At 57.9% G+C, this 16,429-nt stretch carries 16 protein-coding genes; 10 read left to right on the plus strand and 6 right to left on the minus strand.

Going from position 1 to position 16,429, the window contains the following annotated elements; translation table 11 throughout:
• Positions 1-195: 195 nt before the first annotated feature.
• The 3 genes from bchL (at position 196) to NW842_RS00845 (ending at position 3,609) form a co-directional block, all read left to right on the plus strand.
• Positions 196-1,032: a ferredoxin:protochlorophyllide reductase (ATP-dependent) iron-sulfur ATP-binding protein gene (bchL, locus tag NW842_RS00835; protein WP_041437180.1), complete on the plus strand. Its 837-nt coding sequence runs from the start codon at positions 196-198 to the stop codon at positions 1,030-1,032.
• A 158-nt stretch (positions 1,033-1,190) separates the two neighbouring features.
• A complete protein-coding gene (locus tag NW842_RS00840; protein ID WP_414349746.1) occupies positions 1,191-2,168 on the plus strand; it encodes a protochlorophyllide reductase in 978 nt (325 codons plus the stop codon).
• A gap of 40 nt (positions 2,169-2,208) precedes the next feature.
• Positions 2,209-3,609: a ferredoxin:protochlorophyllide reductase (ATP-dependent) subunit N gene (locus NW842_RS00845; protein ID WP_414373572.1), complete on the plus strand. Its 1,401-nt coding sequence runs from the start codon at positions 2,209-2,211 to the stop codon at positions 3,607-3,609.
• Here the strand turns inward: NW842_RS00845 and NW842_RS00850 are convergent.
• The 3 genes from NW842_RS00850 to NW842_RS00860 form a co-directional block, all read right to left on the minus strand.
• Entirely contained in the window at positions 3,606-3,848 is a 243-nt protein-coding gene (locus NW842_RS00850; protein WP_414373570.1) for a hypothetical protein, read from the minus strand. The genes NW842_RS00845 and NW842_RS00850 overlap by 4 nt on opposite strands.
• A 37-nt stretch (positions 3,849-3,885) precedes the next feature.
• Positions 3,886-5,196, minus strand: a complete 1,311-nt coding sequence (gene hemL, locus NW842_RS00855) for a glutamate-1-semialdehyde 2,1-aminomutase (RefSeq protein WP_414417283.1) — start codon at positions 5,194-5,196, stop codon at positions 3,886-3,888.
• Positions 5,197-5,274: 78 nt separating this feature from the next.
• Positions 5,275-5,550 (minus strand): DUF4404 family protein, encoded by a 276-nt coding sequence (locus tag NW842_RS00860; protein WP_414417284.1) that lies wholly within the window; start codon positions 5,548-5,550, stop codon positions 5,275-5,277.
• A 202-nt stretch (positions 5,551-5,752) separates the two neighbouring features.
• Between NW842_RS00860 and NW842_RS00865 the strand changes: the two genes are divergently transcribed.
• The 5 genes from NW842_RS00865 (at position 5,753) to NW842_RS00885 (ending at position 9,917) form a co-directional block, all read left to right on the plus strand.
• Positions 5,753-6,064 (plus strand): hypothetical protein, encoded by a 312-nt coding sequence (locus NW842_RS00865; RefSeq protein WP_041436348.1) that lies wholly within the window; start codon positions 5,753-5,755, stop codon positions 6,062-6,064.
• A 30-nt stretch (positions 6,065-6,094) separates the two neighbouring features.
• Complete coding sequence (locus NW842_RS00870) at positions 6,095-6,841, plus strand: SIMPL domain-containing protein (protein ID WP_414417285.1); 747 nt, start codon at positions 6,095-6,097, stop codon at positions 6,839-6,841.
• 407 nt (positions 6,842-7,248) lie between these two features.
• Entirely contained in the window at positions 7,249-8,454 is a 1,206-nt protein-coding gene (locus tag NW842_RS00875; protein WP_414417286.1) for a response regulator, read from the plus strand.
• A 47-nt stretch (positions 8,455-8,501) separates the two neighbouring features.
• The gene (locus NW842_RS00880) at positions 8,502-9,005 is read left to right on the plus strand and encodes a hypothetical protein (protein WP_414344808.1); all 504 of its coding nucleotides are present in this window, start codon (positions 8,502-8,504) and stop codon (positions 9,003-9,005) included.
• Positions 9,006-9,050: 45 nt separating this feature from the next.
• Positions 9,051-9,917, plus strand: a complete 867-nt coding sequence (locus tag NW842_RS00885) for a shikimate dehydrogenase (RefSeq protein ID WP_414417300.1) — start codon at positions 9,051-9,053, stop codon at positions 9,915-9,917.
• Positions 9,918-9,980: 63 nt separating this feature from the next.
• Here the strand turns inward: NW842_RS00885 and glnT are convergent, their stop codons facing one another.
• Positions 9,981-11,279 carry a type III glutamate--ammonia ligase gene (gene glnT, locus NW842_RS00890; protein WP_414417287.1) on the minus strand — a complete coding sequence of 433 codons (1,299 nt, stop codon included), beginning with the start codon at positions 11,277-11,279 and terminating at the stop codon, positions 9,981-9,983.
• 379 nt (positions 11,280-11,658) lie between these two features.
• Between glnT and ribH the strand changes: the two genes are divergently transcribed.
• Positions 11,659-12,243: a 6,7-dimethyl-8-ribityllumazine synthase gene (ribH, locus tag NW842_RS00895; RefSeq protein WP_414383161.1), complete on the plus strand. Its 585-nt coding sequence runs from the start codon at positions 11,659-11,661 to the stop codon at positions 12,241-12,243.
• On the opposite strand, the gene htpG is transcribed toward ribH, so the two are convergent.
• Together htpG and NW842_RS00905 are read right to left on the minus strand one after the other, a co-directional pair.
• Complete coding sequence (gene htpG / locus NW842_RS00900; RefSeq protein WP_414417288.1) at positions 12,237-14,096, minus strand: molecular chaperone HtpG; 1,860 nt, start codon at positions 14,094-14,096, stop codon at positions 12,237-12,239. The genes ribH and htpG overlap by 7 nt on opposite strands.
• Before the next feature lie 107 nt (positions 14,097-14,203).
• Positions 14,204-15,667, minus strand: a complete 1,464-nt coding sequence (locus NW842_RS00905) for an LCP family protein (RefSeq protein WP_414417289.1) — start codon at positions 15,665-15,667, stop codon at positions 14,204-14,206.
• Between NW842_RS00905 and NW842_RS00910 the strand changes: the two genes are divergently transcribed.
• Positions 15,666-16,415, plus strand: a complete 750-nt coding sequence (locus NW842_RS00910) for a 4'-phosphopantetheinyl transferase family protein (RefSeq protein ID WP_414356591.1) — start codon at positions 15,666-15,668, stop codon at positions 16,413-16,415. The genes NW842_RS00905 and NW842_RS00910 overlap by 2 nt on opposite strands.
• Positions 16,416-16,429: the final 14 nt, after the last annotated feature.

A 16,429-nucleotide genomic window follows, 5' to 3' on the forward strand; every position in this document is an offset into this window, starting at 1 on the left:
AAGTATATCTAAAACTAAAATCGGGAAAAACATCAAAAATCGACTTGAGAAGCCCTGGGAACTTTCTTAGGACCATTTGCAAGATCTGGGAACTTCTAGCTTTTTGAGGGATCCACCTTTATCCTTCGCAACAGTTCTCAGGGGGCGGGTTGGCTGCCGATAATGTCCCTTGTCTGCCCCATGGAGGAACGCGCTGTGAAATTGGCGGTTTACGGAAAAGGTGGGATCGGCAAATCCACCACCAGTTGCAACATCTCGGTGGCCTTGGCCAGGCGGGGCAAAAAGGTCTTGCAGATTGGCTGTGATCCCAAGCACGACAGCACCTTCACCCTGACCGGCTTTCTCATCCCCACCATCATCGACACCCTGGAAGCCAAGGGCTATCACCACGAAGACATCTACCCAGAAGATGTGATCTACCGCGGCTACGGCGGCGTGGACTGCGTGGAAGCGGGTGGGCCCCCGGCAGGGGCCGGCTGTGGCGGCTATGTGGTGGGGGAAACCGTCAAACTCCTGAAGGAGCTGAACGCCTTCGATGAGTACGATGTCATCCTCTTCGATGTGCTGGGGGATGTGGTGTGCGGCGGTTTTGCGGCTCCCCTCAACTACGCCGACTACTGCCTGATCGTAACCGACAACGGCTTTGATGCCCTGTTTGCCGCCAATCGGATTGCTGCCTCGGTGCGAGAAAAGGCCAAAACCCGCAAGCTGCGGTTGGCCGGGCTGATCGGCAATCGCACCAGTAAGCGGGATCTGATTGACAAATACGTCTCGGCAGTTCCCATGCCGGTTATCGAGGTGCTTCCCCTCATTGAAGATATTCGCGTCTCGCGGGTCAAGGGCAAAACCCTCTTCGAGATGGCGGAAACCGATCCCAGCCTGGAGCCTGTCTGCCAGTACTACCTGAACATCGCCGATGAGCTGCTGGCCCGTCCGGAAGGGATCGTGCCCCAACCTGCCGAGGATCGGGAGCTGTTTGCTTTGCTCTCCGACTTTTACAACACTCCAGCCCGCCAACTGGCCTTGGTGTAAGGGATCCCCTGCCGGCTTGGGCAGTGTGTCCAAAGATGAAGCCACTGTTTCGGAAAACCGTCGCAAACCTTATCAATTTGTTGTCCGATCCGCTTTCCCCCCCAAGATGGATCCTGTAGGGATCCCGCTTTGGGAAGGAAATGGCACAGGAGTTGGATATGCAAGGACAAGAGCAACCCACCGTCGTGATTACCGGAGCTTCCTCGGGTGTTGGCCTATACTCAGCTTTGGCCTTGGCCAAGCGCGGCTGGCACGTGGTGATGGCCTGTCGGGATCTGGACAAAGCCTACCGGGCGGCCCAGCAAGTGGGGATCCCCCAGGGCAGCTATACCCTGATGCAGATCGACCTAGCCAGCTTGGCCAGCGTGCGGCGGTTTGTCGAGCAGTTCCGCAACTGGGGCCGTTCCTTGGACGCCTTGGTCTGTAATGCCGCCATCTACATGCCCTTGCTCAAGCAGCCCTTGCGCAGCCCGGAAGGATATGAGCTGACCATGGCCACCAACCATCTGGGGCATTTCTTGCTCTGCCATTTGATGTTGGAGGATCTGAAACGCTCCACCTATCCAGATCGGCGGCTGGTGATCTTGGGCACGGTTACCCACAATCCCAAAGAGCTGGGGGGTAAGATCCCACCCCAACCCCACCTGGGGGATCTGCGGGGATTTGCCCAGGGCTTTAAGGATCCCATCAGCATGGCCGATGGCGGCAAATTCGATCCGGTGAAAGCCTACAAAGACAGCAAAGTCTGCAATATCCTCACCATGCGCGAGCTACACCGCCGCTTCCATGAGAGCACAGGCATCACGTTCCTCTCTCTCTATCCGGGGTGTGTAGCCACCACGGCTCTGTTCCGCCATCACTATCCCCTGTTTCAAAAACTTTTCCCCTGGTTTCAAAAAAACATCACGGGCGGATTTGTTTCTCAGGAATTGGCCGGAGAGCGGGTGGCCCAAGTGGTGGCCGATCCCGAGTTTCGTCGGTCGGGATTCTACTGGAGCTGGGGTAACCGGCAACGCAAGAATGCCAAGCCCTTTAACCAAGAAGTCTCTGACGAGGCGGCAGACGATGCCAAGGCCAAATTGCTTTGGGATCTCAGCGAAAAATTGGTGGGTGTGCCCCAGTTGGTAGCCCTCTAGTTGGCAACGTTCCCTTCTTTTATGTTTTTAGGAGACGAGCATGAATGCTGCTTTGGATAGTGCCAACGCCCTTAACTTTCAGTGCGAAACCGGCAATTACCATACCTTTTGCCCGATTAGCTGTGTAGCTTGGCTTTATCAAAAAATTGAAGACAGCTTCTTTTTGGTCATCGGCACCAAAACCTGTGGCTACTTTCTGCAAAACGCCATGGGGGTGATGATCTTTGCCGAGCCCCGCTATGCCATGGCGGAGCTGGAAGAGGGGGATATTAGCGCCAAGCTCAACGACTATGAGGAGCTGAAGCGGCTGTGCCTGCAAATTCAGCGGGATCGCAATCCCAGCGTGATTGTCTGGATCGGCACCTGCACCACCGAGATCATCAAAATGGATCTGGAGGGCCTAGCCCAGAAGCTGGAGGGGGAGATTGGGATCCCGATTGTGGTGGCCCGGGCCAATGGCCTCGACTACGCCTTTACCCAAGGGGAAGATACGGTTTTGGCCTCGATGGCTCAGCGCTGCCCAGAGCAGGTGCGGGCAGAGGAGCAGGAAACCCGCGGGGGTCTCCAGGCCCTTTTCTACGGGCTCCGCTCCGGAAAAAAGAAAGAGGAGGAAGGCTTCCACAAGCATCCCCCCTTGGTGATCTTCGGCTCGGTGCCCGATCCGGTGGTGACCCAACTCACCCTGGAGCTGAAAAAACACGGGATCCGCGTCTCCGGCTGGTTGCCGGCCAAACGCTATGGGGAGCTGCCGGCCATCGAGCCGGGCACCTACGTGGTGGGGGTGAATCCTTTCCTCAGCCGCACGGCCACCACGCTGGTACGCCGTAAAAAGGCTAAGCTCATCACCGCTCCTTTTCCCATCGGGCCGGATGGCACCCGCGCCTGGATAGAAGCCATTGCCCGCGAATTGGGGATCCCAACTCAAGGCTTGGCAGAGCGGGAAGCGGAAGTGTGGAGCCATCCCCAAGTTCGGGATTATCTGGAGCTGGTGCGGGGCAAAAGCGTTTTCTTCATGGGCGATAACCTGCTGGAGATCTCGCTGGCCCGTTTCTTGGTGCGCTGCGGCATGACGGTGCAGGAAATCGGGATCCCTTACATGGACAAACGCTACCAAGCGGCTGAGCTGGCCCTCTTGGAGCGCACCTGCGAAGAGATGGGAGTGCCCAAGCCCACCATCGTAGAAAAGCCGGATAACTACAACCAAATCCAGCGCATCAAGGCCCTGCAGCCGGATCTGGTGATCACAGGTATGGCCCACGCCAACCCCCTAGAGGCGCGCGGGATAACCACCAAGTGGTCGGTGGAGTTTACCTTCGCTCAGATCCACGGCTTCGGCAACGCCCAAGCTCTGCTGGAGCTGGTGACCCGACCGCTGCGGCGCAATGCAGCCCTCAAAGGCTTGGGTTGGGAACGGCTGGTGCGAGAAGAAGCCCCTATCTAACCTTCCGGCTCCTCATTGTCAAACAGTAGACCGTCTAGGTGATCTGGCAGTTGCTGCCGGTCGATCCAGACCATGCCCGCCAGAATAGCTTCGGCCTCGTTTTGAAAGTAGCCGTAGGCTTTGGTGCCAATCTCCGACTCGCAAGAGCCATCTTGCTGGAGCAGCCGGCAGCGAAAGATAAACCCCTTCTCTGTAGCTTGGGTGGTGATGCTCCAGTTGCGATGGATATGCTCGGCCATAGCAGGGATCCCGGCTCGCGAGGGGGTAATTGTCAACTCAGAGGGTGCTCAACACCTCTCGCGCGGCGGCTAGAGTTTTCTCCACATCGGCCTCTGTGTGGGCCAGGGAGGTGAAGCCGGCCTCAAATTGCGAGGGCGCCAGATAGACTCCCCGCTCCAACATGCCGCGATGGAAGCGGGCAAATTTCTGCAGATCGGAAGTCTTGGCCTCTTCGTAGTTGCGCACTGGGCCGGCAGTAAAAAAGAAGCCAAACATGCCGGGCAGATAGCCCCCGCACATCTCATGCCCCGTTTCCCGCGCGATCTGCAATAGCCCCGTCGCCAACTTCTCGGTAATCCGCTCCAGATACTCGTAGGTGCCCGGGCGGCGCAAAATATCCAGCGTCTGGATCCCTGCTGTCATGGCCAGGGGGTTGCCGGAAAGAGTCCCTGCCTGATACATCGGCCCCGCTGGAGCCACCATTTCCATAATTTCTCGCCGACCGCCGTAGGCCCCCACCGGCAGGCCGCCGCCGATGACCTTGCCCAGGGTCGTTAAATCGGGGATGACCCCAAACTTGGCCTGTACACCGCCATAGCTGATGCGAAAGCCGGTCATCACCTCATCAAATACCAGTAGGGCCCCGTACTTTTGGGTGAGATCCCGCAACCCTTCCAAAAAGCCCGGCTGAGGGGGAATAAAGCCGGCATTGCCCACCACCGGCTCTAGGATGACTCCGGCAATGGAGTCGGGGTGCTGTTCAAACAGGGCCTTGACTGCTTCTAGGTCGTTGTAGGGGGCAGTGAGAGTGGCGCTGGTAGCTGCCTTGGGCACCCCTGGGGAGTCCGGCAAGCCCAGCGTGGCCACCCCCGAACCGGCCTTCACCAAGAACATGTCCGCATGGCCGTGGTAGCAGCCCTCGAACTTGATCACCTTTTCCCGACCCGTGTAGGCCCGCATCAGGCGCAGCGCCGCCATGCAAGCTTCAGTGCCGGAATTGACAAAGCGCACCATCTCCACACTGGGCACCGCCTCAATGACCCGCTCCGCCAGTTCATTTTCCAGAACGCAAGGGGCGCCGAAGCTGGTGCCTTTCTCCAAAGCTCGGCGCAGAGCCTCAATGACCTCGGGGTGAGCGTGGCCAACAATCGCCGGCCCCCAACTGCCGATGTAGTCGATGTATTGGTTGCCGTCCACATCCCAGGCGTAGGCCCCTGAGACGCGGTCGAACACTACGGGATCCCCGCCCACCGACTTGAAGGCGCGCACCGGAGAACTCACTCCCCCCGGCATGAGACTTTGTGCCCGGGCAAAAATCTGTTTGGAGCGGGCGGTGTTAAACGAAGTGGAGTGGAGAGTGCTGGTCATAGAGCAGGAGCTTTCAACGCATTACCAAGGCTAGCAAGCAAGGGAGCTTTCTGGTGAGCCCTTTTACGGACCCTGAACCTACAAACCCATCCCTGCCAGTGTGTCGATCACCTGCTCCAGGATCAGGGTAAGGTTGGGATGGGAGGTCTCGAACAGGCCCAGCGCCTCTCCGATGCGATCTCTATGCCCTTGGCTCTGTTTGCTCTCGGTTCGGGATCCCAGATCGGCCAGCACCGCCTCCACTTCCTGGCGAATGGCGGCAATTTGCTGCCGCTGCTTTTCGTCCAGGCCAGGGGTTTTTTGCAGCTCAACATCCAGATCGCGCAGCAGTTGTCGCAGTTTCGATTCGGCCATTCTTAAAGAGACCTTAACAAATTGAGAACAAATTAAGTTTTGACCACCCTGCCTCGATCATACGGCCTGATGGGTTGAAGCAGGGATCTCTTTGTCCAAGGTCTGAGGGCGGGTGAGGCAACGAAGGTGAACTTTTGCAGCCGGGGATCCCAGCATTGGAGCAACTCCCATAGGATGGGCAGTAGCCTTGCTGTCTACCCCCATGTCTGAGCTGGCATTGACCCTAGTATGGGTAGCGGTTGCTGTTGCCCTTTTCATGGGAATTTTTGTCTGGGAACAAAGACGCAGCCAAGAATTGCTGCAGCGGTGGGCGGCAAAGCAGGGCTACTCCCTGTTGAGCCAGGAGGCACGGTACTGGCGGCTGGGGCCTTTTTCCGGGAGCACTTCCAAGTATCAACGGGTATTCCGTGTGCGGATACGGGATCCGTGGGGGCAAGAACGCACCGGCTGGGTGAGGTTAGGGAACTGGTGGCTGGGGCTTTTGTCGGATCAGGCTGAGGAGCGGTGGGAGTAGGCTGGGATTGAACCACAGAAGGGGAAAGCAATGAACGGGATCAGGGGTTGGAAAGGGCTGAAGGGAGTGGCGTGGCTGGGCCTGGTACTGGCGGTGGCACTGTTGGGTTGGAACATAATCGCCGGAGGTGGAGCGATGGCCAGTCCTGGTGAGGGATCCCGAATGTTGACGGTTACAGGACAGGGATCGGTCTCCGTAGAGAACTCCATTGCCCTCATTCGCTTGGGGGTAGTCATTCAAGGGGAGACGGCGCAATCGGTACAACAACAGGTGGCAGAACGCTCAGAGCGGCTGGTCAATCGCCTCAAGGAGCTGCAAGTAGGCGCTCTACAAACCACCGGCATTTCCCTCTACCCGCAATACGACTATCGGGATGGCCAACCTCGCCTAACGGGCGTACAGGGGCAAAACAGTCTGCAATTCGAGGTGCCTGTGGCCAGAGCTGGGCAAGTGCTGGACGAAGCTGTGGCCGCCGGAGCCACCCAGGTGGAATCGGTCAGTTTCCGGGCCGACGATGCCACCCTGTTGGAAGCGCGCAGCCGCGCCCTAACCCAAGCCGTGAAAGATGCCCAACGCCAAGCCCAGGATGTGCTGGGGGTCTTGAACCTGAGCATCCGTTCCGTCGAGCGCATCCAGATTCAGAGCGATGGCTACATGATCCCGCCGCCGATCCCCTTTGCCCGCGCCGACTATGCCCGTCTAGAAACGGCATCCACACCGGTGGAGGGGGGACAGCAAACCGTGCGCGCCCAAGTCACCCTCGAGATCCGTTACTGAGCCTCTGCTTTGCTGCCTCGAATAATTCACAAATGTTCACCACATAGATTTCAGCTCTCCCGCCAAAAGATTCCTACTCAGGGCAAGCCTTGGGCAGCAACAGACAGCGGCTCTGGACGAGCGAAGTCTCAGTGATTCAAGAGTGATTCAATCCATCTAACCAACTCGGCAAAGTGGAAGCGGCTGCTGTTCGCTACCGCATCAGAATAACGATGGAGATACCACATTCATTAGAATAGCGATGGAAAGTTGCGGGTAGTTTGCTTTCCCGGATTTTCTCGCCATCCTGCCTCAGTTTGTCTATGGATCCCAGACCGGAGAGCGCTAGTGCAGCTCCTGCGCCTGAGAAGGCGAAACTCGGCTCTGGCAGAAGCCAAGACGGCAGTCTGCAAGCCCGTGTACTGATCGTGGATGATAGCTACATGGTGGCAGAGATGCTGTCCAACTTTTTGGGCAAGCAGGGCTGCAGTATTTCTTATGCTTTGGATGGCCTCTCCGCGCTGGAGCAAATTCGCCGCCAACCCCCAGATCTGATCATTGCCGATTGGGTCATGCCCTCTCTGAACGGCCTAGACCTGTGCCGTCAACTGCGGCAACTGCCGGAATATGCTTGGGTGTACTACATCATCATGACTGCCCGCGAGGGCAACGATAGCATGGAGCGGGCTTTGGAGGCAGGTGCCGATGAGTTTCTCTCCAAACCCTTTCAGGCTGCAGAGCTGCTGACGCGGGTGCGGGCAGGGCTGCGCATTGTAGAAAGTCGCCGCCAGCAATATCTGCTCAAAACTGGGCAAAAATCTCCTCCCTCTCCCCCCAAGTCGATTGGTTTGGAGGTGGGTAACCGTCAGGATTTGGTGGCTCGTTTGCCGCTGCGGGTGGCCCAGGCCCGTGCCCAATCGGAACCCCTCAGCTTGTTTGTGCTGCGCTTGGCCAACCTCGGTTCTCTGGCACAAGGGCTGGATGCTGACGGTCGGGCTGATCTGCTCAAACTGTTTAGGGAGCGTTTGGCCAATAACCTGCGCGATGGAGACGACCTGTTTTGCTACGACGAGGGGCAGTTTATCATTCTGCTCTCCGGGAGCACCTTGGCTGCTGCGCAAATGGCTGCCGAACGCTGCTGTCAGCGGATGATTCAGGATCCCTTTGTGGTGAATGGGCGGGCGCTGCCGGTGCAGCTCCAGTTTGGAGCGGCCAGCCTCATGGACAGCGATGATCCCAAGGGGGTGGCTCTGTTGCGTCGGGCTGCCCAGGCTATGCGAGATAGCAGGAATGTGCACAGCTCGGTGGTGACTGCTCCCCATCCCATCCCAGTTTCCGACCGCGTCAGCGGAACGGAGTCCTCAGAGCTGCTGAAACGCCTGCAGCGTCTGGAAAAAGAAAACGCCGAACTGCGCCGAGAGCTGGAGACTCGCCTCAGGCAGATTGAGGATCTCCGCCAACACCATCAAGAGCTCAGCCAAAAAATGCAGGCTTCTGCACCGGAACTGTCCACAGCGGGATCCCTGGCCCATAGACCCTTGCGCTTGCGGCGGCGAAAACTCCGGCAGCTTTGTCTGAAGCGTCAACTGAGCCGTAGAAGACCGCGCCTGGCTTTGGGACGGCTGAGCAGGTAGCGATGGGCTGAGCGAACGGGAGAGACGGAAGGGAGGTGCAAAAGGCTATGATGGGCATTCTTCAGGGTCAAGTGGCCGGATCTGGGATCTGGAGACCAGCAGGAAGATGGTTCCTAAACAACATTGAGCTAGTCTTGACAGCGGTGGGAATAGGGGTGATTCTGCTAAGTGGTTTTGTGGCCAGCCGCAGCGCTTTTTCGCTAGAAACGGCAACGGCGGTCAGCGCCACTTTGGTGGGGGTTATCCACGGGATCCTCTTTTGGCTGTTGCGACGGCGGCAGAGACAGGTGAGGCGGGAGGCAATCGGGCAAATTCGGGAAATGCTGGAAGATTTGGGCAAAAACCGCCTGCAAACCATCAAGATGAGCTTGTACATGGTGCAGGCGCGTCAACCGGAACAGGAAGAGCGAACCCGACAAAGCTTTGACCGCGTTTACCAGATCCTGGCGGAGATGAGCACCTTGATCGACCACATTTCGGAAGAATCTCTGGCCGGCTGGCGCCATCGCTACCGGCAGACTCTGCAGCGGGTTGAGTCGGAGTCTCAGTAGTCTTTAAAGTGACTTCAGGGATCCCTTGAGGAGTTGGCTGAGCCGGTGGACGGTCGGATTTCGGGAAGCACCCAATTGCTCGGTCTAATCGGGGATCCGGTGGCCCACAGCTTATCCCCAGCCATGCACAATGCTGCTTTGGCAGCTATGGGGGAAAACTATTGCTATGTGCCGTTTCCGGTGGCTCCAAAACACTTGGCGGCGGCGGTGGCAGGGCTAGCGGCCATTGGGGTGCGGGGGTTTAATGTGACGATTCCTCACAAACAGGCCATTCTCCCTTTGCTCGATCAGATTGAATCGCGGGCAGCAGCGGTGGGGGCGGTGAATACGGTTTACCCCTTGCCAGAGGGCGGGTGGGCGGGCACCAATACCGATATCGATGGCTTTGTGCAGCCTTTGCTGGGTCTGGAAAAAGGGATCCCTACTCTCATTCTGGGATCCGGGGGGGCAGCGCGGGCGGCCATCCAAGGCTGTTTGGAGTTGGGGCTGGGGCCGGTGCGGGTGGCGGGGCGATCCCCCAACTCATTGCTGGCCTTGCAACAGACCTGGCCTCAGGTGGAGACGGTGAACTGGGCGGAGTTGAATTGCTACCTGTCTCAGACGCGGCTTTTGGTCAACACCACCCCCGTGGGCATGCACAAGCCGGGATCCCCCGCCGGTCAAGGGCTTTCCCCCCTGAGCCGAGAGCAACTGTGCCTGCTGTCTCCGGGTGCCATCGTCTACGACCTGATCTATGTGCCGGATCCCACTCCTCTGCTGCGGATGGCCGCCGAGTTGGGCTATACCCCCATCAGTGGGCTGGAGATGCTGGTTCACCAGGGGGCCAAGGCCCTGTCGCTTTGGCTGGGAGGCAAGCCTGTGCCAGTAGAGGTGATGCGGCAGGCAGCTCAACACCAGTTGGCCCAGGTTTAGGGTCACTCCAGGCCAGTTGGAAGCCCTCTCTCAAGGTGTAATGAGATAACAACAACTACCGGGCTAGCAATCCAAGGTTGTTTCCCGCTCCCAGGGCGTGATCTGACGGTTGTATTCCTGCCACTGTTGGCGTTTGAGCTTGAGGTAGGCATTCACAAAGGGATCCCCCAGCCTGCTACGGAACAGGGTACTTTGGTCTAAGTGGTTGAGGGCTTCGACCAAAGAGCCGGGCAACGTTTGGGCATTGGGGAGGGGATCCGTGTAGGTGTTGTTGTCGCAGCGGGGGCCAGGATCCCGTTGGTGTTGGATCCCGTCCAGGCCGGCGGCAATGAGACCGGCAGCCAAAAGGTAGGGATTGGCGGCAGCATCGGCCAAACGCAGTTCAAACCGCCCGGCATCCGGGATCCGAATGGCGTGGGTGCGATTATTGCCGCTGTAGCTGATCGTATTGGGAGACCAGGTGGCCCCAGAGAGCGTGACGGGGGCATTGAGGCGGCGATAAGAATTGACCGTCGGGTTGGTGAGGGCACACAAAGCAGGTGCATGGTGTAGCACCCCGCCGATGAAGTGATAGGCCAGTTGAGAAAGCCCCAATTCCCCTTGGGGATCGGCGAATAGGTTTTGCTCCCCCTGCCAAAGAGAAATATGGGTGTGGCAGCCGTTGCCCGTCAGATGGGCAAAGGGTTTGGGCATGAAGGTAGCTCGATAGCCATGCTTTTCGGCAATGCTTTTCACCATGTATTTGAAAAAGGCGTGGCGATCAGCCGTAACTAGGGCATCGTCAAACCGCCAGTTCATCTCAAACTGGCCGTTGGCATCCTCGTGATCGTTTTGATAGGGATCCCAGCCCAGCTTCTGCATGCCATCGCAGATGTCCCGGATCACCGAAAAACGCCGCATCAAACTTTGCTGGTCATAGCAGGGCTTGGCCTGCTGGTCGCGCTCATCGGAAATGGCCCACTCTTCGGGCGACAGAAGCATGAACTCGCATTCGATCCCCGTCTTGACTTGAAAGCCCATAGCTTCTGCTTGGGACAACACCTTCTTCAATACCCAGCGGGGGGTTTGTGGCAAGGGATCCCCGTTGACCTGAATTAGATCGGCAGGCATCCAGGCCACTTCCGGCTGCCAGGGCAGTTGAAACAAGCGCTCGCGCTCCGGCTGGGCAAACACATCGGGGTCTGCAGGCGTCAAGTCCAACCAGGCAGCAAACCCGGCAAATCCAGCCTGACCCTCTGCCATGAAGTCGATAGCTGAGGCAGGCACCAGCTTGGCCCGTTGGATCCCAAGCAGGTCGGTAAAAGAGAGCAGAAAGTAGTTGATCCCTTGGGCGCGGGCAATTTCAGAAAGCGGCTGTGTCATGTACCCAAGCTAGGTCTTGGCCTCAGGTAGAGGTGTGTCTTTCCGCACAAAAATAGATCTTTATCAAAAGAAACGGCCAGGAAGACAAACACCGCCATTTGTATTCGCCCAGGGTTGCGCAGCAATGGGAAAATTCTCCCCTGGCCAACAATTACCCGTTGATGTTCCTTCCCGCTTTTGAGTCAGCCCAGATGGTTGCCAAGGCGGGGTGGAAGTTGAATGCCAAGAGGGCCAGCAAGCCATCGTTTCGAGCAGTACCTCTGGGCATGAAGGCCGGGGCGTCTGCGCCGTGGCTCCCTCAGTGAATTAGGATGGGAAAGCGTGGTTTTGCCGTGTCGGCCCGCTTGTTCTTCTCTTGGGTAGATCTGGAGCAGCGTAGATGGCAGTTTACGAGGGCAATTTTGTTCAGACGGAGGATCTGCGTCTGGCCATTGTCATCGGTCGGTTTAACGACCTAATCACCGGCAAATTGTTAGAGGGGTGCCAGGACGCGCTGAAGCGGCATGGTGTGGATGTCGGCCCGGAGAGCAAGCAGGTGGACTACTACTGGGTGCCCGGCAGTTTTGAGGTGCCTTTGCTGGCCCACCAACTGGCCCAATCTCGCCGTTATGACGCCATCATCTGCCTGGGGGCAGTGATTCGCGGGCAAACTCCCCACTTCGACTATGTGGCGGCGGAGGTCTCCAAAGGCATTGCGGCGGCAGGATTTCGTACCGGAGTGCCGGTTATTTTCGGGATCATCACCGCCGATACCCTGCAGCAGGCTCTGGAGCGGGCCGGGGTCAAGAGCAACAAAGGTTGGGAATACGCCATGAGTGCCCTGGAGATGGCTACTCTGATGCGCCAAGTTGCCCCCGTGCTCCAAGGCAGCTACAGCCACAGCGGCAACGGGGCCGGATCCCGTCCGTCTCTGCCCGGTGGAGCGGAAGCCCTGCAGTCTACCCTGGACAGCGCTGCCTATTGAGGGCGGGTGAGCCGAGTCAGCACTTCGTTGGAGCGCTGCACAAAGGCCCGCACGGCTGCCGGGTCAAAGCTTTTCTGGGTAATCAAAGCCAAATCGTAGATGTGATTGCAGATGAGGTGAACCAAGTCGGGATCCCGCCCCCGATCGGCAAGAGACTGCAGGTTTTGGATAAGGGGATGGGCCGTGTTCAGAACCAGCGTGTGCTCTTCCAGAAACTCCAGCGGCTTCTGCTGGATGACGGCGTTGAGCTCCTGTAGGCGCCGCAGCGTCTCCGGCAGCAAGATCATGGCCGGAACCGACTCTGATTTAAGAGCTTCTGCTTGGATCTGCAACTTGTCTTTGCCCAGGGCTTGTCGGAAGAGATCGATCAACTTTTGGCTGCGGGTTTTTTGCGTTACCGGGTCAACAATTTCGGCGGCTTTGTCTTTATCCACCAGCGTTTCATCCAGCTCAGAGTCCACCCGCTTAAATTGGATCCCTTCTTCTTTGTATTCCCGCTCCAAAAAGCTGCTGAAGTGGCTGTCGATCCAGCTATCCAGCATGATCACTTCCAGTCCTTGAGAGCGGTGGAGATCGATGTAGGCACTCTGGGCAGCCTCATCGGTGGCGTAGTAAACTCGCTTGTTTTGCTTGTCGCGGGTGCGCTCCAGGTACGCTTTCAGGGTCACATATTCGGGTTTGTCAGCAGGGGATCCGGCCACTCGGAAAATGAGAATATCCTTAATCTGGGCAAAGAACTTGTCGTTGTTCATCGCCCCAAACTTCATAAAGAGGCTGATGTCGGGCCAGACCTTGACGTATTTTTCGTAATCTTCCCTGTACAGTTCATTGAGACGATCCGCCACCTTTTTGGCAACGTGATCCCCAATGCGCCTTACGGTGCGGTCATTTTGTAAGAAGCTGCGGGAGACGTTGAGAGGAATATCCGGGCTGTCGATGGCCCCCCGCAGAGGCAGGAGAAACTTGGGGATGACTTCCTCACAGTTATCTTGGACAAAGACTTGGTTGCAGAACAGCTTGACTTGACCCTTGGTGGGATCAATATCCGGGCGCAACTTGGGGAAATAGAGGATCCCTTGCACGATGAAGGGATAGTCGGTGTTGATGTGCACCCAGAAATGGGGATCCTCTTGGAAGGGGTAGAGGTAGCGATAAAACTCTAGGTAATCCTCATCTTTGAGTTCGGAAGGTGAGGTTCTCCACAGGGGCTTTTGCTTGTTGATCACTTCCCCGTTTAACTTGATGGGAACGGGGATGAAATCGCAGTATTTACGAACCAATTCCCGAATGCGGCTTGGCTCCAGGTATTCTTCGTTTTCGGGGGTGATGTAAAGGGTAACGGTGGTGCCGATGCTGGAGCGCTCAGAATCGGAGAGGGTAAAAGTAGTGGTGCCGTCACAAGCCCACTTCACCGGCGTGCTGCCGGGCCGATAGGAGAGGGTGTCGATCTCCACCCGCTGCGACACCATAAAAGAGGAGTAGAATCCTAGACCAAAGTGGCCAATGATTGCTTGCTCTGCGTCTTTGCCCTTGTACTTTTGAATGAACTCTTCAGCGCTGGAAAAAGCCACCTGGTTGATGTATTTTTTCACTTCCTCGGCAGTCATGCCAATGCCGTTATCGGCCACCGCTAAGGTCTTGGCCTCCTTGTTGAGGGCAATCGTAATCTCCGGCTCTGGGAGATCTGCCACTTCGCCGGCAAGGCTGGCCATCTTCAGCTTGGTGATGGCATCAGCAGCATTGGAGATCAGCTCCCGCAAGAAGATCTCTCGATCCGAGTAGAGAGACTGCTTGATGATGGGAAAGATGTTCTCGGTGTGGATGGTGATGGATCCCTGTTCCAGCACGGTCATAGGTGGCTCAGCACTCAAACAAGCTCAGTGCTAATCTACAGAGACCGAAAAGTCCCCGACAAGCAGGCTCTTTTTCGGAAATCCGCACTCGCAACCGAACCAGCTCTCTAGAGCTGAGCTGCTCCGGGCGGAGCTTGGGTTTGGCCGTTGGCGTCAGCGGCGCGGAGTGCTTCATCCAAAGCCAACTGTTGAGCCCAATCTTGGCCGACTCGAATGGTGACATCGGAGTTGAGAACGCCAGTAGATTCTACCCGCACTTCTCCCAGGCCAATGGCGGCGCGGATCTGTTTAGCCCCCTCCCGATCCCCGCTCTGGGCGAGGATCTCCGTTTGCTGCAGCACCTGGGTGCTGTCTTCCACAGCAAAAGCATGGACGTATCCTTGCCTCACCAATTCTTGCACCATACGGCGGGCCATCCCCGGCTCTCCGGTTGCGTTTTGCACGGCTATGCGCAGGCGGTGTGGAGGAATGCGGGCTACCTCTGCCTCCAGGCCAAAGTGGGAGACGGCCACCCGTCGGATCCCGGCTGGATCCGGCAGCCAGTAGCTGGTGGAGAATTCTCCCGGCTGGCTGAAGCGGCCCGGCAGCAGCACCAGGTCGATGCGATCGCCCCCAGAGGTGAGGACAAACTTGGCCAAGCTCAGAACCTCTTCCCAGGTGAGGTTGGTATCGAGGTTGGTGCGGATAACCTGCAAAATCTTTGGGATCCGCGGCCAGACAGCAGGGGAGAGCAGTTCCCGGCTCAAGGCCCGCAGCAATTCCTGTTGCCGTTGCACCCGACCGATATCCCCCAATCCCAGGTGATCGCGGCGAAAGCGGGCAAAGTGGTGGGCTTGTTCTCCGTTGAGGCGTTGCCAGCCGGGTTCCAGGTGGATGAACAACTGCTGGGTGTGATCCACGTATTGCATCGGTTCCGGCACGTAGATTTCCACGCCGCCCACCGCATCGATCAGCTCTTCCAGAGCATCGGTATTGAGGCGAATGTAGCGGTCAATCGGGATCCCACCCATCAAGTGGCTGACCACCTGGGCCGCCAGCGCCGGGCCCCCTGCCAAGTTGGCAGCATTGATCTTGGCCACACCAAAGCCAGGCAAGCGCACACGAGTGTCGCGGGGGATGGACAAAACGGTAATCCGCCGCGCCTGGGGATCAAAGCGGGCCAAGAGAATGGTGTCGGTGCGGGTGTTGAGGCGATCCCGTTCTGTGACCAGGCTGGGATCCGGGTTGTCCGTGCCGAGAATGAGGATATGCAACGAGCGATCCAGAGCCGCAGCCCGTAAGGCATCAGGACGGAAGGCTTCTTGTTCTGCAGGAGTGAGGGAAGTTGGGATCACCTGACGGGGCAACATCACGGCCAGGAGGGCACCGGCAGAACCCGCCAACACAGCCGTGAACCCCAACAACAGCCAGAGGATCCCCTGACGAATAGCCTGCTGACGAGCTGCGCGGACACGGTCAGGACGGGGGGGATAGTGGAAGGAGGGCATCAGGTCAGACCAGGTCTCGCGAGCGCGTACAGGAAAGGGTGTACTGTCTGGGTGGTGTTGCCAGCCCCACCAATTCAAGGCCATGTTATCCCATCCTCAGTTTTCAGAGTTGCCTGGATCCAACTTCAGCGAGGTAGCAGTCGCCACAGGGGGATCCCTGCAGCCGTTGTTGGGGAAGTCGGAGGCGCACCTTTGGCTGCAGACAGTCCCCCCGTTGGAGAAGTTGCTCCCCCAGCTCGACTTTCTTTCTCCTGAGGAACGTCGGCGGGCAGAGCGTTTACAACTGCCGGCGGATCGGTGCCGCTTTCTGGCCGGTCGTCTTGGGTTGCGGAGCTTGCTCAGCCGCTACAGCGGCATTCCACCCCAGGCGATCCCCCTCGACCACAGTTCTACCGGCAAACCCTACTGGCGGGATCCACCCCTGCCGCTGCAGTTTAACCTCAGCCACTCCCACGAGCGCGTCCTGATCGGCCTGAGATGGCAATACCGCATTGGAGTGGATCTGGAATGGGTTCGACCTGTGCTCCGCTGGCAGCGCATCGCCCAACGCTATTTTTCGGCTGCTGAGCAAGTCCGTTTGGCCAACTGTCCAGCTCCAGAGCGAGATGCCCTCTTCTTCCAAATGTGGACACAAAAAGAGGCACTCCTGAAGGGAACGGGCAGAGGTCTGGCCGGCTCTGCAGCTTTGGGCGAGGACTCCCGCTGGGTGACCTTACCGCTTCAGGTTGCCGGTGGCTACGTCGCTGCGGTAGCCCTTGAAATGAGGGGCGAAATACCCGAAGACGGAGGGGAAGCCCTAACTGTGCGGCTCTACACGGATGTAGAGGGCTAGACAGCCGCAGCGGC

It is taken from the genome of Synechococcus sp. R55.4, from assembly GCF_047461935.1.
Taxonomy (GTDB): domain Bacteria; phylum Cyanobacteriota; class Cyanobacteriia; order Thermostichales; family Thermostichaceae; genus Thermostichus.